Origin of the sequence: Exiguobacterium sp. s28 (assembly GCF_018618135.1) — a bacterium.
In the GTDB taxonomy this organism is placed as follows: Bacteria; Bacillota; Bacilli; order Exiguobacteriales; family Exiguobacteriaceae; genus Exiguobacterium; species Exiguobacterium mexicanum_A.
On sequence record NZ_JACSLL010000020.1, the window covers coordinates 1 to 21,988 of the forward strand.

General features: G+C 52.9%; 21 protein-coding genes and 1 pseudogene. 15 read left to right on the forward strand and 7 right to left on the reverse strand.

Features of this window, described 5'->3' with window-relative positions:
* Positions 1–436 (reverse strand): annotated as a pseudogene (locus KNP78_RS14740) (hypothetical protein); the annotation flags it as partial.
* A 165-nt stretch (positions 437–601) separates the two neighbouring features.
* Between KNP78_RS14740 and KNP78_RS14745 the strand changes: the two are divergent.
* The gene (locus tag KNP78_RS14745; RefSeq protein ID WP_214756115.1) at positions 602–880 is read left to right on the forward strand and encodes a hypothetical protein; all 279 of its coding nucleotides are present in this window, start codon (positions 602–604) and stop codon (positions 878–880) included.
* Here the strand turns inward: KNP78_RS14745 and KNP78_RS14750 are convergent.
* Positions 812–1,501, reverse strand: coding sequence for a class I SAM-dependent methyltransferase (locus KNP78_RS14750; RefSeq protein ID WP_214825248.1), 690 nt, complete (start codon positions 1,499–1,501; stop codon positions 812–814). The genes KNP78_RS14745 and KNP78_RS14750 overlap by 69 nt on opposite strands.
* A gap of 73 nt (positions 1,502–1,574) precedes the next feature.
* On the opposite strand from KNP78_RS14750, the gene KNP78_RS14755 reads away from it, so the two are divergent.
* From KNP78_RS14755 to KNP78_RS14785, 7 genes are all read left to right on the forward strand, one after another.
* Positions 1,575–3,062 (forward strand): cryptochrome/photolyase family protein, encoded by a 1,488-nt coding sequence (locus tag KNP78_RS14755; protein ID WP_214825257.1) that lies wholly within the window; start codon positions 1,575–1,577, stop codon positions 3,060–3,062.
* Between the two features lie 201 nt (positions 3,063–3,263).
* Positions 3,264–3,851 (forward strand): glycerol-3-phosphate responsive antiterminator, encoded by a 588-nt coding sequence (locus KNP78_RS14760; RefSeq protein WP_370448784.1) that lies wholly within the window; start codon positions 3,264–3,266, stop codon positions 3,849–3,851.
* Positions 3,848–4,939: an ABC transporter ATP-binding protein gene (locus tag KNP78_RS14765; protein ID WP_034779187.1), complete on the forward strand. Its 1,092-nt coding sequence runs from the start codon at positions 3,848–3,850 to the stop codon at positions 4,937–4,939. Before KNP78_RS14760 ends, KNP78_RS14765 begins: the two co-directional genes overlap by 4 nt.
* The gene (locus KNP78_RS14770; protein WP_034779185.1) at positions 4,936–5,841 is read left to right on the forward strand and encodes a carbohydrate ABC transporter permease; all 906 of its coding nucleotides are present in this window, start codon (positions 4,936–4,938) and stop codon (positions 5,839–5,841) included. The genes KNP78_RS14765 and KNP78_RS14770 overlap by 4 nt, the downstream gene beginning before the upstream one ends.
* Positions 5,838–6,647, forward strand: a complete 810-nt coding sequence (locus tag KNP78_RS14775) for a carbohydrate ABC transporter permease (RefSeq protein ID WP_214751122.1) — start codon at positions 5,838–5,840, stop codon at positions 6,645–6,647. The genes KNP78_RS14770 and KNP78_RS14775 overlap by 4 nt, the downstream gene beginning before the upstream one ends.
* A gap of 12 nt (positions 6,648–6,659) precedes the next feature.
* Complete coding sequence (locus tag KNP78_RS14780) at positions 6,660–7,970, forward strand: ABC transporter substrate-binding protein (protein WP_371819221.1); 1,311 nt, start codon at positions 6,660–6,662, stop codon at positions 7,968–7,970.
* A gap of 1 nt (position 7,971) precedes the next feature.
* Positions 7,972–8,661 (forward strand): glycerophosphodiester phosphodiesterase, encoded by a 690-nt coding sequence (locus KNP78_RS14785; RefSeq protein ID WP_214825262.1) that lies wholly within the window; start codon positions 7,972–7,974, stop codon positions 8,659–8,661.
* 35 nt (positions 8,662–8,696) lie between these two features.
* On the opposite strand, the gene KNP78_RS14790 is transcribed toward KNP78_RS14785, so the two are convergent.
* Complete coding sequence (locus KNP78_RS14790) at positions 8,697–9,974, reverse strand: glycoside hydrolase family 32 protein (protein WP_214825264.1); 1,278 nt, start codon at positions 9,972–9,974, stop codon at positions 8,697–8,699.
* On the reverse strand, positions 9,971–12,310 hold the full coding sequence (locus KNP78_RS14795) for a glycoside hydrolase family 65 protein (RefSeq protein ID WP_214825280.1): 2,340 nt from the start codon (positions 12,308–12,310) through the stop codon (positions 9,971–9,973). Before KNP78_RS14795 ends, KNP78_RS14790 begins: the two co-directional genes overlap by 4 nt.
* Before the next feature lie 171 nt (positions 12,311–12,481).
* On the opposite strand from KNP78_RS14795, the gene KNP78_RS14800 reads away from it, so the two are divergent.
* Complete coding sequence (locus KNP78_RS14800; RefSeq protein WP_034779176.1) at positions 12,482–13,195, forward strand: DUF1189 domain-containing protein; 714 nt, start codon at positions 12,482–12,484, stop codon at positions 13,193–13,195.
* Here KNP78_RS14800 and KNP78_RS14805 read toward each other — a convergent pair whose 3' ends face one another.
* Positions 13,196–14,212, reverse strand: a complete 1,017-nt coding sequence (locus KNP78_RS14805; protein WP_034779173.1) for a LacI family DNA-binding transcriptional regulator — start codon at positions 14,210–14,212, stop codon at positions 13,196–13,198.
* A 230-nt stretch (positions 14,213–14,442) separates the two neighbouring features.
* Between KNP78_RS14805 and KNP78_RS14810 the strand changes: the two genes are divergently transcribed.
* Genes KNP78_RS14810 through KNP78_RS14830 form a run of 5 tightly spaced genes read left to right on the forward strand, consistent with a single transcriptional unit; the run spans position 14,443 to position 19,915 of the window.
* Complete coding sequence (locus KNP78_RS14810; protein WP_034779172.1) at positions 14,443–15,720, forward strand: ABC transporter substrate-binding protein; 1,278 nt, start codon at positions 14,443–14,445, stop codon at positions 15,718–15,720.
* Positions 15,721–15,780: 60 nt separating this feature from the next.
* On the forward strand, positions 15,781–16,746 hold the full coding sequence (locus tag KNP78_RS14815) for a carbohydrate ABC transporter permease (RefSeq protein WP_214825266.1): 966 nt from the start codon (positions 15,781–15,783) through the stop codon (positions 16,744–16,746).
* A gap of 12 nt (positions 16,747–16,758) precedes the next feature.
* Complete coding sequence (locus tag KNP78_RS14820; protein WP_084592872.1) at positions 16,759–17,583, forward strand: carbohydrate ABC transporter permease; 825 nt, start codon at positions 16,759–16,761, stop codon at positions 17,581–17,583.
* A gap of 11 nt (positions 17,584–17,594) precedes the next feature.
* Positions 17,595–18,245, forward strand: a complete 651-nt coding sequence (gene pgmB / locus KNP78_RS14825; RefSeq protein WP_034779166.1) for a beta-phosphoglucomutase — start codon at positions 17,595–17,597, stop codon at positions 18,243–18,245.
* Between the two features lie 56 nt (positions 18,246–18,301).
* On the forward strand, positions 18,302–19,915 hold the full coding sequence (locus KNP78_RS14830) for an alpha,alpha-phosphotrehalase (protein ID WP_034779164.1): 1,614 nt from the start codon (positions 18,302–18,304) through the stop codon (positions 19,913–19,915).
* 11 nt (positions 19,916–19,926) lie between these two features.
* Here KNP78_RS14830 and KNP78_RS14835 read toward each other — a convergent pair whose 3' ends face one another.
* Together KNP78_RS14835 and KNP78_RS14840 are read right to left on the reverse strand one after the other, a co-directional pair.
* Positions 19,927–20,079: a hypothetical protein gene (locus tag KNP78_RS14835; RefSeq protein ID WP_198662218.1), complete on the reverse strand. Its 153-nt coding sequence runs from the start codon at positions 20,077–20,079 to the stop codon at positions 19,927–19,929.
* A 49-nt stretch (positions 20,080–20,128) separates the two neighbouring features.
* Complete coding sequence (locus KNP78_RS14840; protein ID WP_200881506.1) at positions 20,129–20,275, reverse strand: hypothetical protein; 147 nt, start codon at positions 20,273–20,275, stop codon at positions 20,129–20,131.
* Between the two features lie 246 nt (positions 20,276–20,521).
* On the opposite strand from KNP78_RS14840, the gene KNP78_RS14845 reads away from it, so the two are divergent.
* Positions 20,522–21,964: a carbon starvation CstA family protein gene (locus KNP78_RS14845; RefSeq protein ID WP_214825268.1), complete on the forward strand. Its 1,443-nt coding sequence runs from the start codon at positions 20,522–20,524 to the stop codon at positions 21,962–21,964.
* The last annotated feature ends 24 nt before the right edge of the window (positions 21,965–21,988 follow it).

Here is a 21,988-nt window from a genome sequence, read left to right on the forward strand (position 1 = left end):
ACGCATGCGTTGTCGAAACACTAAAACCCAGCTGGCAAAGTTCTGTACTTTTCGTTGCATTATTGTGCACATTTGTATTGCAAAATACAAAGCTAGCTACATCGAGGTCACGAATACGGTCCAATTGTGGCGATAAAATAAACAAGCAGCGGCTCATAGTGAGTCGCTGCTTGTTTCGTCGAATCGGATTATGTGACTTGAAGACGACGTGTCGTATGAAGTGAAGCCGTTTGCCGGTGCCTTGTCTTCGATAAGCCGACAAGATATAAAATCGTCGCAATCGACCGACCGAAAGTTCTGGTGAATACGGGTCTTGATTCAATCCACCGATGGCGAAAATCGTCCCCGACGTGTCGAAGACGCCGAACAAACATACACCAAGTTGGTCGAACTGGTTGCGAGCATTTCTATAATCGTCCACCAATCGGTCTAGCATATGGAACCCTTTGAGACGAATGGCCACGAGAAAATGGTTCAAGTCGACATTGTTTAAGTTATGAATGCGGTGAATCCGTTAGGGGGCACAATCTCATCTCCTTTAGCGTGTCGGGCGGTACAGTTTTCTGTAAAACCGGGAATACTCATAGCAGGAGGGATTCAGATGAAACGAATCGGATTATTAGCCATCATGCTCAGTTTGATGCTCGTCCTCGGCGGCTGTGTGCCGGGCGACGGGACGTACACGACCGACCCGGCCGGATTCTTTTGGGGCGTCTGGCACGGTTGGATTGCCCCGGTGTCACTCATTTTAGGATTGTTCAATGACACGTATCGCGTCTATGAGGTGAACAACACCGGCTGGTTCTATGATTTAGGGTTCTATATCGCCATCATCAGCGGATTTGGCGGGGTAGCCGTGACACGGAAGAGCCGGGGATGACGTTAGACTGGCTTTTCGTCCCGTCACGGCGACCGTATGATAATCGCGCGAGTCAGGTCCTCGGCGTTCTTGGACGTCAATGAACCCGAGCGCAGAAGCAGCAGGTATCAACTGTTCACGCACGATTGCCATGATACCGTCCCAGTTCACGCCACCTTTCCCATCACAGTACGTGATGACGAATGACCCGCCTGGTTTGAGGATACGGTCGATGGCGGCAAGCACCGCGGGTACGTCTTCCCAAAAGTAAAGCGTATGGATGCTGAAGACACGGTCAAACTGTTCGTCTTGGAACGGAATCGTCCCGATGTTTCCTTCGACGACAGCAGCCCGTTGTCCGCGGACGGCCGCGCGATTACGTCGGAGCGCCGAGCGGACGATGGTCGGAGAACGGTCGAGCCCGGTCACACGTACCGTGCCGTCCGTCTGAAGCAGCCGAGCCAGTGCGTCCCCAGCGCCGCATCCGAGGTCGAGGATGCAGTCGTTTGGTTGAATCTGAAGTTGCTCAATCGTCCAATCGACCTCGACGCGGTGTTGGCGGACCATCTTCTCACCGATGTATGTCCCGACGATGCCGCGCGGGTTCTCGTATTGACTGTCAATCCATGTTTGCAGGCGCATCGAACCATTCCTTTCTAAATGAAGCCGTTGTAGATTGAGTGTAGCATACCCATAAAGTAGAGGAGTTGAATTGATGCGATCGTTTTGGATTTTCGGCAATCAACTGTCACACGAGCTCGAGCTGTTCAGTCATATCGAGGACGATGACGTCATCGTCATGATCGAGGCGACATCACGGGCGACGTGGCGGCCGTACCATAAACAGAAACTCGTCCTCATCTTCTCGGCGATGCGTCACTTCGCTGAGGAACTGCGAGAAAAGGGCTACACGGTCGACTATCACGAGGCGGACTCGTTCCATGATGCATGGGACGACCACTTCAAACGGTATGAACCGGAAGAAATCCATTACACGGCCGTCACCGATGCCGCGATGGAGAAGAAGTTGCAACAGTTCGGTCAGAAGCACAAGCTCGTCGAACATTCGGACGTGCCGCTCTTCTATTTAACGAAGAAGGAAGCGGTCGACACGATTGGCAGCACGCCGTGGCGGATGGACCGCTTCTATCGCCAGATGCGGAAACGGTTCGATGTGTTGCTCGAGGACGGGAAGCCACGGGGTGGCAAGTGGTCGTTCGATGCGGACAACCGCCAGCCGCCGAAAGCAGGACTCACGTTCCCGCCACCGATCCATTTTCGACCGGACGCGATCACGAAAGACGTTATCCAAAAAGTCGAGACGGGCTTCGCCGACCACCCCGGAGACATCACCCCGTTCGTCTGGCCGGTGACGCGCAGTGAGGCACGCCGTGCGCTCGCTCGTTTCGTCGAAGCGCGTCTCGAGACGTTCGGTCCGTATCAGGACGCGATGCTGTCGGACAATCAAGACATGTCGCATAGCCTGTTGTCCGCGGCCATCAACATCGGGCTCCTGACACCGGACGAGGTCGTCCAGGCGGCGGTGGCGTCGGACGCGCCGCTCGCCTCGGTCGAAGGATTCGTCCGTCAACTCCTCGGCTGGCGCGAATATATGCGCGCCGTCTATGTGGCGTCGATGCCGGGTTATGAATCGGTCAACACGTTCAAGCATGAGCGCGATTTGCCGAGCTACTTCTGGGACGCTAAGACAGACCTGCACTGTGTCCATCAAAGTGTGAAGCCGGTCATCGAGCGGGCGCACAACCACCACATCCAGCGGCTCATGGTGCTCGGCAACTTCGCGACGCTGTTCGAAGTGTCGCCGCAACAGACGAGCGACTGGTTCAACGAGATGTATATCGATGCCTACGACTGGGTCGTGCTGCCGAACGTGCTCGGGATGGCGCTCCATGCCGATGGCGGGAGATTGGCGACGAAGCCGTATATCGCCTCGGGGAAATATATCGACAAGATGAGCGACTACTGCAAAGGCTGCAAGTATAACCCGAAACACACGACCGAGGACGACGCCTGTCCGTTCAACGCTTTGTATTGGAACTTCATCGACAAGCACGAGGACCGGTTCGCGAAGAATCAGCGCATGAAGATGATGGTCCGCAACTGGCAAGGCCGGGATGATGCCGTCAAAGCCGACATCTTGGCGAAAGCGAGACAGACGCTCGACGACACCGACTCATTATGAGTCGTTTTTTTTTACGTCGGCTTCACAAACTTTTGCACGAGCTTCACGGACGCTTTACATTCATCCGGTACGATATGACTTGTGAGACCCCTCATGCCAAGTGAATAGCAACCGGTAGAACATTCGAGAGACCAACAGAAGCCCGTACGTCGATGACGTCCTGTTTCTGTTGGTCCTTTTTTCTAGGGAAGGATGATTCAAGTGAATGAAACACTTCGCACGATCGGACAAGAGAAGATGATCGCCTCCATCAAATCACCGAAACAACTCGAGAAGTTCCTGCAGTCGGACGTGACGACGACGTTCCTCATGATGGGGACGCTCAGCACGCTCGACCGCTACGTCGCCCATTTGAAGCGTGAGAATCGGACCGTGTTCCTGCACGCCGAACGCATCAACGGCATCAGCCTCGACCGGGACGGCATCGACTATTTGGCGAAACGGGTCGGCGCCGACGGGATTGTGACGACGAAGGCGTCTGTCATCCAACACGCCAAACGGGCCGGCCTGATGACGGTGCAGCGCCTGTTCCTAGTCGATTCGGACGCTATCTCGTCAGGCATCAAGATGGCGAAAGACCAACAGCCGGACGCGCTCGAACTGATGCCGGGTCTCATCCCGAGTGTCATCGAGCACGTCGCGGAACACGTCTCGTTGCCGATTGTGACAGGCGGGATGATCCGGAAACCGATTCACGTGCATGAAGCCCTGTCCCACGGGGCGTTCGCCGTCTCGACCGGGGACGAGCGGCTTTGGGCGTCGCAAGGAATGAAGGAGGACATCATATGAAATCGATTCAACTGCAGAACATCAAAAAATCATACGACGAGACGGAAGTCATCCGTGGCATCGACGTGACAATCGAGGCCGGTGAATTCTTCGCCCTCGTCGGACCGTCGGGCTGCGGCAAGAGTACGATGCTCCGGATGATCGCCGGGCTCGAATCGATCACGAGCGGGACGCTCCGCATCGACGGCGTCGCAGCGAACGAACTGAAACCGAGCGAGCGGCAACTATCGATGGTATTCCAAAACTATGCGCTCTATCCGCACATGACCGTCGAGAAAAACATCACGTTCGGGTTACATACGAAAGGACTGACGAAGCTCGAGCAGCGTGAACGTTGCTTGGAAGCGGCCGATACGCTCGGACTGACCGACTATTTGAAGCGGAAGCCGCGCGAACTGTCGGGCGGGCAACGGCAACGGGTCGCACTGGCCCGGGCCATCGTGACCGAGTCGCCGATTTGCCTCATGGACGAGCCGCTCTCGAACTTGGACGCGAAACTTCGGGCCAAGATGCGCTCGGAGATCCGGCAGCTGCAACGCAAGCTCAAGCTGACGATGATTTACGTCACGCACGACCAAGTCGAGGCGATGACGATGGCCGACCGGATGATGCTGTTGAACGATGGCCAGGTCCAACAAGTCGGTCAACCGCTCGATTTGTACAATAAGCCGGCGAACACGTTCGTCGCCTCGTTCATCGGGTCACCGCCGATGAATTTGACGTCGGTGCAACGGAGTGACAAGGGCTGGGTCGCCTCGGACGGGCGCCTGTTCCACCCGAACACGCTGACGCGAGAAGATACGGCGACGCTCGGCATCCGGCCGGAACAAATCACGCCGGCGAAAGACGAGATCACGTTCTACGCCGAACTGAAAAATATCGAAGTGCTCGGCACGGAGACGATTCTCGCCTTTGACATGGGCGGCGTCGAGTGGCTCGCCAAATGGCCCGGACAATGGCCGCTCGCGATTGGGGAGAAGATTGCCTGTTACGTCGACCCGAAACAGATGTCACTGTTTGACGCGACGGGGAATCGCATCGAACCGCGGCAACCGAAACTGTTCGAGGCGTTGGAGGTGTTCCAATGACGGTCGCCCTTCCGAGACAACGCGTCCGGACCCGATTATCAGACGCGACGAGCGGACTCCTCTACTTGTCCCCGTCGATCGCGTTATTTGGGATCTTTCTCGTCTATCCGTTGTTCCGGACGATTTACTTGAGTTTCTTTCAAACGGACACGCAAGGGACGCCGCTCAGTTACGTCGGCGGCGAGCATTACGCCAAACTGTTCACGAGCGCCTCGTTTTGGCAGAGCATCCAGGCGACGGTCGGCTTCGTTCTGTTGACCGTCCCGCTCACAATCATCATCGCGCTCGGGCTCGCGCTCCTCGCCAACGAGAAGCTGCGCGGGATTGGCATCTTCCGGACGGCGTTCTCGGCGACGATGGGGATGAGCGTCGCAGCCTCGTCGGTCATTTGGATGTTCATGTACAACCCGTCCATCGGTATCTTCAATCGCTTCTTGGAAGCGGTTGGGGCAAGCGGGGTGCAGTGGCTCCTTGACCCGCAGTACGCGCTCTTATCCGTGTCGCTCGCGACCGTCTGGATGAATATCGGCTTCACGTTCTTGATTCTCCTCGGCGGGCTGCAAAACATCGACCGGACATTGTATGAGAGTGCGGACATCGCCGGAACCGGATATTGGACCCAGCTCCGGGCCATCACGATCCCGATGCTGTCCCCGACGCTCTTCTTCGTCGGCATCATCTCGCTCATCAATGCGTTCCAGACGTTCGGACAAATCGATTTGCTCACGAAAGGCGGACCGACGAACTCGACGAACGTCATCGTCTACGCCATCTATAAGGACGCGTTCATCAACTATAACGTCGGCGGGGCGAGTGCGCAGGCCGTGCTCTTGTTCTTGACGGTCCTCCTGTTGACGTGGCTCCAGTTCAAGCTCGTCGAAAGGAAGGTGCATTACCAATGACGCTCCGGAAAGTAGTCACGTATACGCTCCTCGTCTTGAGCGCCGTCGTCATGCTGTTCCCGATTGCCTACGCGTTCTCGATCAGCCTGATGGACGGGAGCGAAGTGTTGAAAGGGAACCTCATCCCGCGCGACGTCACGTTCGACAACTATATTGCCGCCTTTGAGCGGATCCCGCTCATGACGTACTTATGGAACAGTCTCGTCGTCGCACTCCTCGTCATGGTCGGACAAGTCGTCTTGTCGAGTCTTGCCGCCTTCGCGTTCGTCTTCATCGACTTCAAAGGGAAAGGGCTCATCTTCATGCTCTTCCTCGCGACGATGATGGTGCCGTGGGAAGCGACGATGGTGCCGAACTTCTTGACGATTCAGTCGCTCGGCTGGCTCAACTCGGTGTGGGGGCTGTCGGTGCCGTTCTTCGCGCTCGCGTTCGGAACGTTCCTGCTCCGACAACAGTTCAAGACGATTCCGTACGAGATGTACGAGGCATCCCAAATCGCCGGCATCAGCCGCTTCCGTTTCTTTTGGAACGTCGTCTTGCCGGTGTCGAAGACACCGCTCGTCACACTGTCGGTATATAGCTTCTTGACGACATGGAACATGTACTTATGGCCGCTCCTCGTCACGAACACGGAGCAGGCACGCACGGTGCAAATCGGGATTAAACAGATGCAGTCGAACGAGGTCGCCTCGGATTGGGGTGTCGTCATGGCGGCGGTCATCTTGATTATCATCCCGACGCTGATGTTGTTATTCGCAGGACAAAAGCAGTTACAAGAAGGTCTGACACAAGGTGCGATCAAATAATAGGGGGAATACATGATGAAAAAGAAAGCGTTATTCGCAGGGTTGGCTAGTTCGGTATTGTTGCTCGGGGCATGTGGTAGCGAAGAGGCGGAACCGGCCGCTTCGGCGACGGAGGACGGGAAGACGGAAGTCGTATTTTGGCACGCGATGAGCGGGGACTTAGAGACCGCGCTCAACAACCAAGTCGACGCCTTCAACGAGTCGCAAGAAGAGTATGAAGTGAAACCGGTGTTCCAAGGCACGTATGAAGAGGCGCTGACGAAGTTCAACGCCGTCGCGGGGTCACCGGACGCACCGGCTATCATGCAGACGTTCGAGGTCGGCACGAAATATATGATCGACTCGAACAAAATCACGCCGGTCCAAGAGTTCATCGACAAAGAAGACTTCGATACGGGCGTTTGGGAAGAGAACATCTTGAGCTATTATCAAGTCGACGGCAAGCAGTACTCGATGCCGTTCAACTCGTCGACACCGGTGCTCATCTACAACAAGGATGCGTTCGAACAAGCGGGACTCGACCCGGAGAAAGCGCCGCGCACATATGACGAGCTGAAGCAGGCGGCGAAGGCACTGACGACCGACGGCCAGACCGGCTTCACGATGCTCAACTACGGTTGGTTCTTCGAACAACTCGTCGCTGCGCAAGGCGGGCTCTACGTCGACAACGACAACGGACGCAGCGGTGCGCCGACAAAAGCGGTATTCGATGGGGCAGAAGGACAGAACGCCTTCAACTTGATCAAAGAGATGTACGACGACAAGACGTTCATGAACGTCGGCCAAAACTGGGACGACATGCGTGCCGCTTTCCAATCAGGGAAAGTCGCCATGTATCTCGACTCGTCGGCCGGGATTCGCACCGTCGCGGATAACGCTGACTTCGAGGTCGGGGCATCATACTTGCCGGTGCCGAACGAAGCGGAGCGTGAAGGCGTCATCATCGGCGGGGCCTCGCTCTGGATGGGTGACGGCATCGCCGACGAGACGAAGCAAGGTGCATGGGAGTTCATGAAATATGCGGCGTCGAAAGAAGCGCAGGCCAAATGGCACGTCGAGACGGGCTACTTCGCCATCAATCCGGAGGCGTATGACGAGCCGATCGTCAAAGAGATGTGGGCCGAGTACCCGCAACTGAAAGTGACGGTCGATCAATTGAGTGAGACGACAGCCTCACCAGCGACACAAGGCGCGCTCATCTCGACGTTCCCGCAATCCCGTCAAAGCGTCGTCAACGCCATGGAGAGCCTATACCAAGGCGTATCGGTCGAAGAGGCGTTGAAGCGCGCGGCCGATGAGACGACTTCCACCTTGGGGCAGTGACATGTTGATTTACGCACATCGCGGCTATAGCGCCAAGTATCCCGAGAACACACTAAGCGCGTTCAAGGCGGCGTTACCACATGTCGACGGCATCGAGCTCGACGTCCAATTGACGCGCGACGGACGCCTCGTCGTCATCCATGACGAGACGGTCGACCGGACGACGAACGGGAGCGGTTTCGTCAAAGACATGACGCTCCGGCAGCTCCGCTTGCTACGGACGGAGAGCGGGGAACGGATCCCGACGCTCGAGGAAGTGCTCGTCTTGCTCGAACCGACCGACGTCACGCTCAACATCGAGCTGAAGACGGACCGGTTCGACTATGACGGGATCGAGTATCTGACGTGGCTCGCCGTCACCGAGTTCAAGTTAGAAGAGCGCGTCGTCTTCTCCTCGTTCAATCCGGACACGCTCGTCCGGTTACGGGATATCGCCCGCGAGGCGAGGATTGCCGTCCTGACAACTGATGGGCATCCGAATCTGGTTGAATTTGTGGAACGAGTCGGAGCCGAGGCCGTCCACGCCCAGCCGGAGTTTATGGGGACAAGAGACTGGATGACGCTCCGCGAACAAAATCGGTCACTTCGTCTCTACACAATCAATGTCCCGAGCGAGTTGCCGGACATGACTGGTGTCGACGCCATCATGACGGACGAGGTCGAGCGGTTTCAATCGATGTCGCGTCATTAAACAACACCCGAGACCAGTGTCTCGGGTGTTGTCGGTTAAAAACGGTGTAAGATTGCTTCTAAGTCACCACGTAGTTGATGGGTGCGTGAAGACGTTGGATAGACGCGGCTCGAGAAGACGAACTCGCCATCGTTCACGAATACCTCCATAGAAGACGCGTCGACGAAAATCCGGAACGTCGTGCCTGTTGCCTGTAGCCGGCGGACATCTGTGCCTCGTGTCAATTCGAGCCAATCGCCTGTTTTCGAGAAAGTAGCGGCGTTCCCGAAACAGTCGAATTGAAAATCGTTTTGCGTCTCGAAGGACAATTCGAACGCATCTCCTTCAAACTTCGGACCAGCCAACACATGACTTTGTTGTCGAAGCGAAATTATCTCTTCAATCGGTGTCATGTATAAACGATTATCCCGAAGCGACAGTTCACGTGGAATCGTCATCTGGTTCGTCCATCCCTCGGCTTGTTCAGGCCACTCGCATTCCCACATCGCATTCCATCCGATTAAAATACGCCGGCCGCGCTCGTCGAGGAACGTTTGAGCCGCGTAAAAGTCATGACCATAATCGAGTTCAGTGAAGGCACCATGCGTAAAATGCGGGAGTTCGAGATCGAGTGTACCCACGAAATACCCACATTGATGTAGGTTATGATACCGGTCACCGTCTGGCTCCATTCCTTGGGGTGATAGGAGCAATACGTCTTGACCGTCAAGCGAGAAGACGTCCGGGCATTCCCACATCCAACCGTGGCGTCCGGTTTTTCCGGCAATGACGCCACGCTCGGACCAATGGATGGCGTCGTCCGATCCATACAAGACGACTTTCCCGTCCGTCGCGTCACGCGTGCCGAGTACCATGTAGAAACGGCCGTCCGCTTCCCATACCTTTGGGTCCCGGACATGGGCGTTTCCCTGTTGCGGGATTTCAGAGATGATAGGATTCTGTGCGGACTTCACGAATGTCACTCCATCGGCGGAAGTGGCGAGACACTGGACTTGACGCAATGTCTCCCGTTTCTCGTCGAGCCATGTGTTGCCCGTGTAGTAGAGATGAAGTACCCCATCTTTCACTAAGGCGCTTCCGGAGAAGACGCCGTCGCGGTCATAGTCATGATCTGGCCGAAGTGCAATCGGTTTATGTTCCCAATGAAGGAGGTCGGTCGATGTGGCGTGTCCCCAGTGCATATCGTCCCACTCCACACCGAACGGATGATACTGATAAAACAAATGATAGACACCGTTGAACTGACAGAGTCCGTTCGGGTCGTTCATCCAACCGAAGGGCGGAGCGAAATGGTAACAGGGACGATAGCTCATACGGACAACACTTCACTTGTGAACGTATCCGTGATTTCTCGTTGTTCGCCATATACTTCGATGATGAGCGGTTCGGTCGATGGTGTTCGACGCGTGATGGTGACTTGCTCTTGTGACGCGTGAACGTCAAGCGTCTCACCTTTCCAATCGATCGAATACGCGAGGGCGTTCCATGCTTTCGGGAGCATTGGCGAGATGCGCAAGTTTCCGCCTGTCATCCGGACGCCGCCGAAACCGTTGACGACCGCTTGCCAAATCCCACCGAGCGACGCTGCGTGGATGCCTGCGTCGGATGTCTTCATGTTCGGCCCGAGATCGATTTCAGATGCGCGACGGAACAAGTCGTAGGCGAGTTCTTGATCGCCGAGATCAGAGGCGAGGACGCTATGTGTTGAGAGAGAGAGCGACGAGTCATGTAGTGTCTTCGGCTCATAGTACTCCCAGTTGGCACGTTTGACGTCTGCTGGGAACAAGTCTTCGAGCAGGTACATCAAAATCATGACGTCTGCTTGTTTCGATACTTGAATCTCGTTCACTTGCTCAAGGTTGTAGTCGTAGAACATCGAGCCGACGTTTTCTTGATTTTTGTATTTCGTCAAATCGATGATTTCTTTCTGCAAATACGTATCATCTTGTGGCAAGACACCGTCTTCACGGACTTGTGGCAAGTAAATCAAATCGAGGACGTGGCGGAACCGTTCGTCGGCTGTCCTAAGATCTAGTTTTTCGTTCAACCGCTCGTATAGTTCTGGTTTCTCATTGCGGAGCAGTTCCACGTATTCAATCGCTGTTTGGATGTTCCAGTGCGCCGTATAGTTCGTGAACGCGTTGTTGTCGACATGTTCCTTATATTCATCGGGACCGACGACTTGATTGATTTCATAACGACCCTCTGCTTCATCCCACTCAAGTCGGCTCGCCCAGAACTTGGCCGTATCGATGAGCAATTCATAGCCGTAACTGTCCATGAAGTCTTGGTCACCCGTGACATGATAGTATTGCCAAGCCGCGAACGCGATGTCGGACGTGATATGTTGCTCGATAAAGCCAGACCATATTTTTGTGGCTTCCCCGGTCACGATGTCGGCTGCACCCCAGACCGGTGTCACTTCACCGTCGTCGAGCCATGCCGATTCCCAAGGGAACATCGCGCCTTCATATCCGTTCTCTTTCGCTTTTCGGTGCGCTCCTGGCAACGAGAGATAACGATATTCGAGCAAACTACGTGCGATTTTTGGGTTTGTGTACGTGTAGTAAGGCAAGATAAAGATTTCTGTGTCCCAGAATGTATGCCCTTTATAACCTTCACCTGATAAACCTTTCGCCGCGACGTTCATCCGATTGTCATGTTTCGGTGTCATGACTGCCAAATGATATTGGGCGAACCGAACGGCCAACTGATCGAACATTTCTTCTGATTCGATGGTGATTGGTGCGTGCGACCAGACGAGATTGTCCCAAGCATTGACGTGATCGATAAACAAACGGTCATAGCCACGTGCTTCGACTTCGCGCGTCACGCTCAACGCATAGTTTGCAAGTTCTGCTGTTGTGTCCACTGGCAATTCTTGATCACGAGAAGTGAAAACAGTCGAGTATTTCTCGATTGTCAGCGTCTCGTTAGCCGGGATGACGATGTTTGAATAGTCGAAGAAAATTTGGCGACGGTCCATCTTGATGATGGATTTCGGTTCGAATAATTCATGTTGACTGAATCGGTGGACGCTATGGAAAGCAAAGTCGATGCCGGATTCTGTCGTCGTTTGGAGCTGTTGCATGAAACGGCCGTCATAGAGACGTTTGTCGCCTTCTAAAAAGTGTTGGACGCCACTGTTGGTCATTTGTCCATTAATGCCGGATGTCATCGTCAACACGCTCTCTTGCTTTGGTGTGACAGTGACGCGTTGGGCAATGACATGCAAGTTGGCCATCGACACGAAACGACGGAAGACGAGGTCATAGACGTCACCGTCAGGACTTTGCCACGTCACTTCACGTACCAGTTCAGCCTGTTTCAAGTTGAGTGTACGCCGATACGTGAGAATTGTACCTTGGGTGAGGTCAAACCGAATCCCGTTCAATGTAAACTCCATCCACAACACATCCGCCGCGTTCGGAAGTTCCGTCACTTCGTTATGAGCAAATTTATTGAATGTTCCAGCGACGAATAAATTTCGTTGCTCGTTGGCATAGTGTTCCTCCGTAACCGAACGAAGTCCCATATAGCCGTTTCCAAGTGAAAAGACGGCTTCTCCTTTACCGAGCCATTTTGTGCGGAACCCGTCCTCTGAGACGAGCCAATGTTCTAACTCTCCAGTACCAGTCGTATAGTTCATCAGTGTATTCGTCACCTTGTAACCTCCTGTATAATAAAGCGCTTTCTTGATTCGACCCCATTCTATCCGAAACGTTTCGGATATTCAATACCAATTTCCCTTTAATTTCTTTCCTTAGCTTCGAAAACGTGATTAAATGGGGTCAGAAACGTTTTAGAAAAGAGGTTTGACATGGAGCAGGTGATTGCTAGTCTGGGGTTTCAATTCGAAAAGGTACAAGCGTGGAGAAAACAATCAATCTGGAAGTCAATCTTCTATGTGATCATCGCGGTGATGTTGGCGAATGCGTTCGTATTTGGTTTAAAGTGGGTGAACCAATCAAACGAAACGCCAACGAATTTGCCGGCGTTTACAGTCACAGAGGACGGAATTCAATACGAAGAGCCATTCCTATTCAACATGGAAGTGCTGGATTTGGCAGTGATGGTAGGAGAGGAACGTGAAACGGATGCGTTGCAGACGCTCTTGTTGGATGATTCGGGCTGGGTATTCAAACGTAGCGGTGTCTCGACTGAGTTGAAGGAATACAGTAGCTTACTCGAATTTTTAGGCGAGACGGAATTAACGGAACGAGATGTCGCACGGATTCTCGACGATTTGGAATGGTTCTATCCGCTCTACATTTATGGGGCGATCGTGGTAGACGTATTGATTCATCTCGTCGTCATTTCCTTCCTCGCGCTCGCAGGACTCGGATTCCGTCGCTTCGTGCCGATTCGCTATAAAGAGGCGTGGACGATTACGGCTTATGGCATCACAGCACCTCTGTTAGTGCGAACGGTCATCGCTTTATTGCCGGTCACCGTGCCGATGCTAGCTGTTCTATATTGGGCGACCGTCGGCATCTTTGCGTTTATGACGATACGAAAAATCGGCGATGAATGATCATCGCCGATTTTTCGCGACCGATTCTCTTAGAATCAGCTCGTTATTGACGAACGCCTCGTGCGGCACGTCTTGTCCCTCGACGATATGGACGACCATCGAAGCTGCCTTACGGCCCATCTCATACGGCTGTTGGCCCACAGTGGTGAGGGGCGGGGACACATATTGAGACAATAAGATGTTATCGAACCCGATAATCGACAGGTCTTCCGGCACATTCAAGCCGAGTTCGCGTGTGGCCTGAAGGACACCGAGCGCCATCACATCGGAAGCGCAGAAGAACGCGGTCACCTCGGGATGGTTCAGCAAAAACGGCAAGGCCGCGCTTTTTGAGGCGAGTTCTTCGAAATCACCGTTCAATACGTAATCGTCACGAAACTCGATCCCGTTCTCTTGAAGCACTTGACGATATGCGTCATATCGGACCGTCGAGACATACGCGTGGGCCGCACCGTTCATGAAGGCGATGTGACGGTGTCCGAGTCGAATCAAATAGCGGACGGCCTGCTTGGCGCTTTCGAGTTGGTTTGAAGTCACGTATCCGGTGTTCACACCTTCGACGGGAATGTCGACTAATACGCAAGGAACTGTGCTCTCGATGGCTTCAAGCAAGTACGGATCATCGCGTTTCAACCCTTGGATGACGACACCGTCAAGCTGGCGTTCGGCGCACATCTGACCGTATGTCTTATTTTTTTGTTTAGAAGTCGTCGTCGAGAGGAGGACGAACTCGTAATCGAGCATGGACAGCTCGTCCGATACGCCACAGAGCGTCTCGAACAGAAAATTATCTTTCACACTCTCTCGTTTTAAGTCGGTGACGAGAAAACCGATCGTCTTCGATTGTTTCTTAACTAAGCTACGGGCCAGGATGTTTGGGCTGTAGCCGAGCTCTTTCGCGACGCTCATAATTTTGTCCCGCGTCTCTTTGTTCACATCGTCATACCCGTTCAACGCCCGGGACACGGTCGTGACGGAAAAACCTGACGCTTTGGAGACATCTTTCAAAGTGGCCATGGTGGTAAACTCCTTCTCTATGAAAACGTTATGGGTAATGTTCGATTTATGATTTGATATCTATAGTCTAGACGGAGAGTGTAATGTCTGTAAACCTCTAAAAATAAGGGTTTTAAGCCTGTTTAAAAATAACACTTGATTTCCGAAACGTTTCGGGTATAAAATCAGGTTGTGAGTTGAAAGCGGTTACTTTAATTCGAGTTTGATCATCCATAAGGAGGAAATTACACATGAATAAAAAAGTATCAAAGCCATTATCTGTTTTCATGCTATCAGGTCTTGTGTTCACTGCCGCGTGCGGCGGAGAAGAGGAGGCGCAAGTTGCTTCAGACCCGTCTGAGCTTGAAGGGAAAGAAATCACGGTCGGGACGTGGAAAGGGACAGACGCTGAAGTCAAAGCGTTCGATGAATTGCTAGCGGCTTTCACGGACGAGACAGGCATCAAAGTGAAGAAGAAAGTGTATAACGATTATCAAACACAACTTCAAACTGACCTTGTCGGGGGAACGGCACCAGATGTCTTTTATGTCGATGCTTTTCTTGCCCCTGAACTTTCGAAGCAAGGCGTGCTCGAGCCACTCGATCAATATGTAGACCAAACTGAAAAAGATTTGGGCGACTTTTATGAGCCGGCCATCAATGCTTTTAAATCAGAAGATCAGTTGTTCGGGCTACCGAAAGACTATTCAACGCTCGGTCTCTATTATAACAAGAAGATGATTGAGGATGCCGGATTCACAGCGGACGATATTCCGACGGAGATGGAAGAACTTCCTGGGTTCTTGAAAGAGTTACAGGGGGAGCTCCCCTCTGGTGTGACGCCAGCCATCACATCATCTGAGTTAGCGCGTCATATGTTCGTACTTCAGTCAGGTGGCACAGATATCGTCGATGGAGATGGGAAAGCGGTCTTGTCGCAACAAGATCAAATTGCTGCCTTGCAGCCACTTGTGGATGCCTACCAAGATAAACTTGTTCAACGTCCAGCTGACCTTGGTCAAGGTTGGGCCGGTGACTCGTTCGGGGCTGAAAAAGCTGCCATCATGATTGAAGGGAACTGGGCGATTTCACATATCCAGCAAAACTTCCCGGATGTCGAAATGGGAACGAAAGAAGTCCCGACAATCGGTGGCGATAGCGGTTCAATGATGTTCACTGTATCGTACTCACTCAATAGCGATTCGGAAGAGAAAGCCGCGGGTTGGGAGTTCATTGATTACGCAACATCGAAAGATGGTATGAAAATCTGGTCTGAAGGGGCAGGCGTCCTTCCGTCACTCAAATCAATTGCAGAAGAGCTTAACCTTCAAGACGATGAGTTGAAAGCACCGTTCGTTGCAGCTGGAGCGTATGCGACTCCTTGGCAAAAAGGGGACTCCCTCTCAATCGTTGCCCGTGAATACAACAACTTGTTGCCGGCAGCTCTAAAAGGCGACATGACGCTTGAAGAAGCGATGAAAAAAGCAGAAGAGACAGCGAATAAAGACATCGAGACGCAATTGCAATAAAGAAACAATTGGGCTCGCGTAACCGCGCGAGCCTCGTTGTGTTCGGAGAGGGAGGATCATATGGGCACACAGCTCGAAATCAATCGGCGTACGGATGCGGCATCGCAAGCACCACCGCCTAAAAAGAAAAAAGGTAGTGAGCGCAACCGTCGTGAATCGATGCAGGGCATCACGTTCATGTTGCCGACGCTGATCATCTTAGTGACATTCACGTTACTTCCGATTGCGTACTCGCTGTTCTTGTCGTTTACGCGCGTCAATTTATTTGGCGGCATCGATTTCCAATGGGTCGGCTTTGATAACTACGTCAACGCGTGGAACGATGACCGGGTCTGGACAGCGTTAAAGAACACGTTCCGATATGCGTTGTTCGTCGTCCCGATTCAAACGGCGATTGCCCTGTTGATGGCTGCCGTCCTTAATTCAGGGATTCGGTTCCAAAACACGTTCCGGACGATTTACTTTTTGCCGACACTCACATCGAGTTCGGCGCTCACGATGATTTTTATGTTCTTATTCAGTTTGAACGGTCCAATCAACAACGTCCTCGTCAGCCTTGGGTTTCTCGAGGCACCCGTCAACTTCATCAACGAGACCGACTTTGCGCTCACGACCATCATGGTCATGAACATCTGGTCGACGGTCCCATTCTTCATGACCATTTATTTGGCGGGACTGCAAGATATTCCATCGTCACTCTATGAAGCGACGTCACTTGACGGGGCGAACGCATGGCAGAAATTGATGAAGATCACGGTGCCGAACTTGACGCCGGTCACAAACTACGTCTTATTGATGGGGATTATCGGTTGCTTCCAGTTGTTCGACCAGGCATATATCATCTCCGGAGGGACCGGGGGACCGAACAATGCGACGCTCACCTTCTCGCTCATCATCTATCAATATGCGTTCAAGACGATTGGGACGATGGGCTATGCGTCAGCGCTCGCAATCATCTTGACGGTCATCATCTTCACAGTGTCGATGCTTGCCCGTAAGTTGAACAAGGAAGAATCCAACTATTAAGGAGGAATGGATATGAAAAAGAAAAAATGGCCGCGTATCGTGATGTACGTCATTCTCATTTCCTACGCGCTCGTCACACTGTATCCATTCCTATGGGCAGTGCTCGCATCGTTCAAACCGTATAGTGAGATTGTGGCCGGGGGACTGACGCTTTGGCCGGAAAACCCGACACTCGCCAATTTTGAACATATCTTTACGAAAGATCCACTGTTCCCGCGATGGATCCTAAACTCGTTTTTAATTGCGACGGTCGGGACAATCGTGAACGTCATCTTCAACACGATGGCGGGTTATTCACTCGCGCGGCTTCGGTTCCCGGGACGGAACTACTTATTCCTCTTGATTCTCGCAGTCATGATGGTACCGGGACAGATTTTGCTCATCCCGAACTATTTGATTATGCGCTCGCTCGGGATTCTCGATACGTATTCTGCCTTGATTATTCCCGGGGCAATCAACTTCGCGTACATCTTCTTGATGCGACAGTTCTTCATCAACTTCCCGCGCGAAGTCGAAGAAGCGGCACAAGTCGATGGCCTTAACCGGTTTCAGACGTTTTGGCGCATCGTTTTCCCGATGGCGAAAGCCTCGGTCGCGACGCAAGCCGTCTTCGTATTCCTTGGCTTCTGGAACGAGTTCTTAAAACCGCTCCTCTACATCACGTCGCCCGAGAAATACACGCTTACGCTCGGACTACAGTCGTTCCAAAGTCAAAACGCGACACAGTGGAACTACATCATGGCGGCTTCAGTCGTCAGTATCATTCCAATCATCATTTTGTATATCCTACTGAATAAGTACTTCATGCAAGGGTTGCGAATCGGTGGGGACAAATAAGGAGAGTTACAATGAAAGCTTTTATTTTTGATTTAGACGGTGTGATCACCGATAGTGCCGAATATCATTATTTGGCTTGGAAGGCACTCGGCGAAGACCTCGGCATCCCATTTGACCGTGAGTTCAATGAGACGCTCAAAGGCGTCAGCCGGACCGAATCGCTCGAACGGATCCTTCGCCATGGAGGCCGAGAGAACGATTTTTCACCCGAAGAGAAGGAGCGACTCGCTACGAAAAAGAATGAACATTATGTCTCGCTCATCTCGAAGATTACGAGCGATGATATTCTGCCAGGAGTCGAGGCGTTTTTAAGCGAACTAAAAGAGGCAGGCTATAAGATTGGGATGGCGTCGGCGTCAAAGAACGCTCACATGGTGACACGCCAACTCGGTTTGCTCCATGCGTTTGATCATATCGTCGATGCGGCAACCGTCGTGGACTCGAAACCACATCCAGAAGTGTTCTTGAAAGCAGCCGAAGCGCTAGCTGTCGAGCCGAAGGACTGTGTCGGTGTGGAAGATGCGGTCGCGGGGGTTGAAGCGATCCATGCGGCTGGGATGTTTGCCGTCGGCATCGGAGATCCGGCCGTGTTGACCGAGGCCGATCTCGTTTTCACAGACACGACCGGTCTCACGCTCGACAACGTCTTGACACGGATTTAAAAAAACAAAGCCTCGAGTGGTGATGCTCGAGGCATTTTTGATGAGGAGGAGATCGAATGAAGCGAACATGGTGGAAAGAGGCCGTCGTGTATCAAGTGTACTGGCGTAGTTTCCTCGACACGAACGGGGATGGATACGGTGATTTAGAAGGGGTGCGCCGAAAGTTGCCGTACATCAAAGAACTCGGGGCAGACGTCGTGTGGCTGAACCCATTCTATGTCTCACCGGATAAAGACAACGGCTATGATATCGCCGACTACTACCAAGTCATGAACAAGGCGGGCACGATGAAGGACTTCGAGCTTTTGCTTCAGGAAGCACACGCCATCGGGCTCAAGGTCATTCTAGACCTCGTCGTCAATCATACATCTGATCAGCATGCATGGTTTTTAGAGGCGAAAGCATCGGTCGACTCACCAAAACGAGACTATTACATCTGGCATGACCCTGTAGACGGAAAAGCACCAAACAACTGGCGCTCGTACTTTGCGCCGTCGTGCTGGGAGTATCATGCGGAGAGCGGGCAATATTATTACCATTCATTCGCCGTCGAACAACCGGATTTGAACTGGGAAAACGCGGAGTTGCGACACGAGATTTATAAGATGATGCGCTTTTGGCTCGATCAAGGCATCGATGGGTTCCGGATGGACGTCATCAACTTGCTCGCGAAACGGAAAGATTTGTCGGATGTCGCTAATCCATATGACTTGAGTTACTTGGCGAATAATCCGGGCATCCACGAGTACCTTCAAGAGATGCATGAGGAAGTGTTGCGGCACTATGACTGCATGACAGTTGGTGAAATTCCATTCGTGACGCCAGCAGAAGGAGCACTCTATGTCGACGAGGCTCGCCATGAACTCGATACACTGTTCCATTTCCAAATCGCCGACGAAATGCCGACATGGGATATGTTGCGGTTCAAAGCGATTCAACGCGATTGGTATGAAGGGTTGAAAGGGCGGGGCTGGAACTCGCAGTTCTTGAACAACCACGATCACACGCGGCAAGTAACGCGTTACGGGAATGACGGGGAGCATCGTGTCGCCTCGGCCAAGCTACTTGCCACGCTCACGCATACACTCCCGGGCATGCCGTACATTTATCAAGGGGAAGAGATCGGGATGACCGGCGTCACGTTCGAATCGATTGACGATTACCAAGATATCGCCATGAAGAATCGTTATGTGGAAGAAGTAAGTAAAGGAAGAGAGGCAAAAGAGGTGTTGGCGAGCCTGCAACTGCTCAGCCGTGATAACTCCCGGACACCGATGCAGTGGAACGCCCAGTCCGAATCCGGTTTCACAGACGGCACCCCATGGATGACGGTTAACCCGAACTATGTCGAACTGAACGTCGAGGCGGACTTAGCGCGAGAAGATTCCGTCTTCCGTTACTATCAACAGCTGATTCAACTGCGAAAATCGCATGAGGCACTCGTGTATGGCGACTTTACAGACTTGCTCCCGCAAGACGAGTCGTTGCATCTGTATGAACGTACATTAGGGGACGAACGGTTCGTTATCGTCCTGAATCATTCGGATGATTCCCATGCACTTCCGATTACGACAGAGGGATACGACCTCGTGTTGCATAACCTCATCAATGACACTAATCAACTGTTGCCGCACGAGGCGCGGGTATACATGACAAAGCCCGCTCAATGAAGCGGGCTTTGTCATGTTTTCTTCGGCGAATCACTAAAAGCAAAATATATCCCGACGCCAATCGCGAGCCCGATCAAGTAGTTGTCGAGGGCGATGGCTAACGAGATACCGATTGCGAGTGCGAGCGGAAAAGCGTAGCTGCCGGTCGTCTGTTTGTTGGACATGGAGAATGCCTCCTTTGTCCAATAACTACGGGCGCCGCCTCAAAAAGTTTCAAGCCTTCTTCTTCGTCCCTTGGAACGCGAAGAACATCGCGATGCCGACCCCGAGTCCGAGCCACCAGTTATCGAACAACAGACCGAAGATGAGGACAAAGGCGACGGCGACCGGGAGTGCTAAAAATCCACGTTGACGTTTCACAAAAATCATCCTTTCTGCTTCTCTCTGTTCGACTGTTCCCGGTTTCGAATCATTTCATTCTAAAAGCAAGCGTTTTCATAAAAACGGCTCAACGCCAACGTTTGTCTAAAAGATGAACAGTTATATTTTCATGTGAAATTGTGAGCAAAATCATCTATTCAACAGCCGAGGACCCTGCTATATTAATCATGTGATATATTTCACATGAAGAAATCGTAAATCACTTATATATAGGAGGACCATCCCATGGTTACATTTTTCTTAGCGTTAGGACTGTTATTGCTCGGTTATATCATCTACGGCCGTTACGTCGAGAAGACGTTCGGTATCAAAGAAGAGCGGACGACGCCCGCCTATGCGTCACAGGACGGCGTCGACTACGTGCCGATGGGGACGAAGCGAAACTCGATGATTCAGCTGTTGAACATCGCCGGTGTCGGTCCGATCTTCGGTCCGATCATGGGTGCCTTGTATGGCCCGGTCGCGTTCCTTTGGATCGTGCTCGGTTCGATTTTCGCCGGCGCGGTGCATGACTATTTGACCGGGATGATCTCGCTTCGCAACAACGGGGCGCACTTGCCGCAGCTCGCCGAGAAGTTCCTCGGCCGGTCGCTCCGCCACGTCGTCAACGGCTTCGCGTTGCTGTTGCTGCTCTTAGTTGGGACCGTGTTCGTCACGTCACCGGCCAATATGATCAACAACTTGTTCGACGGCAACGGCTCGACGCTCGCCATCGTCACGTTCGGCATCTTTGCCTACTACATCTTGGCGACACTGCTCCCGGTCGATAAAATCATCGGCCGCATCTATCCGTTCTTCGGGGCGCTTCTCTTGTTGAGCGCCGTCGGCATCGCCGTCAGTCTATTCACGCAAGGCTATCAAGTCCCAGAGATGACGTTGACGAACATGCATCCGGACGGCTTGCCGCTCTGGCCGCTCATCTTCTTCACCATCTCGTGCGGGGCACTGTCAGGCTTCCATGCCACGCAGTCACCGATCATCTCGCGGACGACGATGAAAGAGAGCAACGGTCGCAGCATTTTTTACGGCATGATGATCGTCGAAGCGGTCATCGCCATGATCTGGGCGGCTGCCGCCATGGCCATCTTCGAACCGGGTGAACTGCTCGCCATGATCAATGCCGGTACGCCGGCGCTCGTCGTCCAAGAAGTGGCGACGCTCATGCTCGGTAGCATCGGCGGCACGCTCGCCATCCTCGGTGTCATCGTCTTGCCGATCACGTCAGGCGACACGGCGTTCCGGAGTGCCCGCATGATCATCGCCGACTACTTGAACATCGTCCAGAAGAAGTTCACGTCACGGTTGTGGATCGCGCTTCCGCTCTTCGTCTTGTCGTTCATCTTGACGAAAGTCGACTTCCGTCTGTTGTGGCAATACTTCAACTGGGCCAACCAGACGACGGCCGTCATCGCCTTGTTCGTCGGTGCGACGTACTTGTATATCAAAGGACGGAACTACTGGATCGCCTTGTTGCCCGGGACGTTCATGTTGTATGTCGTCTGGTTCTACATTTTGACGGCTCCGATTGGCTTCAAGATGGACGGGGTGCTTCCGTATATTTTGGCCACAATCGGCACGGTCACACTGTTCGGCTTGTTCTTCCGCCACGCGAAAGCGATGCGTGAACAAGGGCTCGAGTGCGACATATCAAGCGATCAAGCAGCATGACAAAAGGGTTTGGCCGAGGCCAAA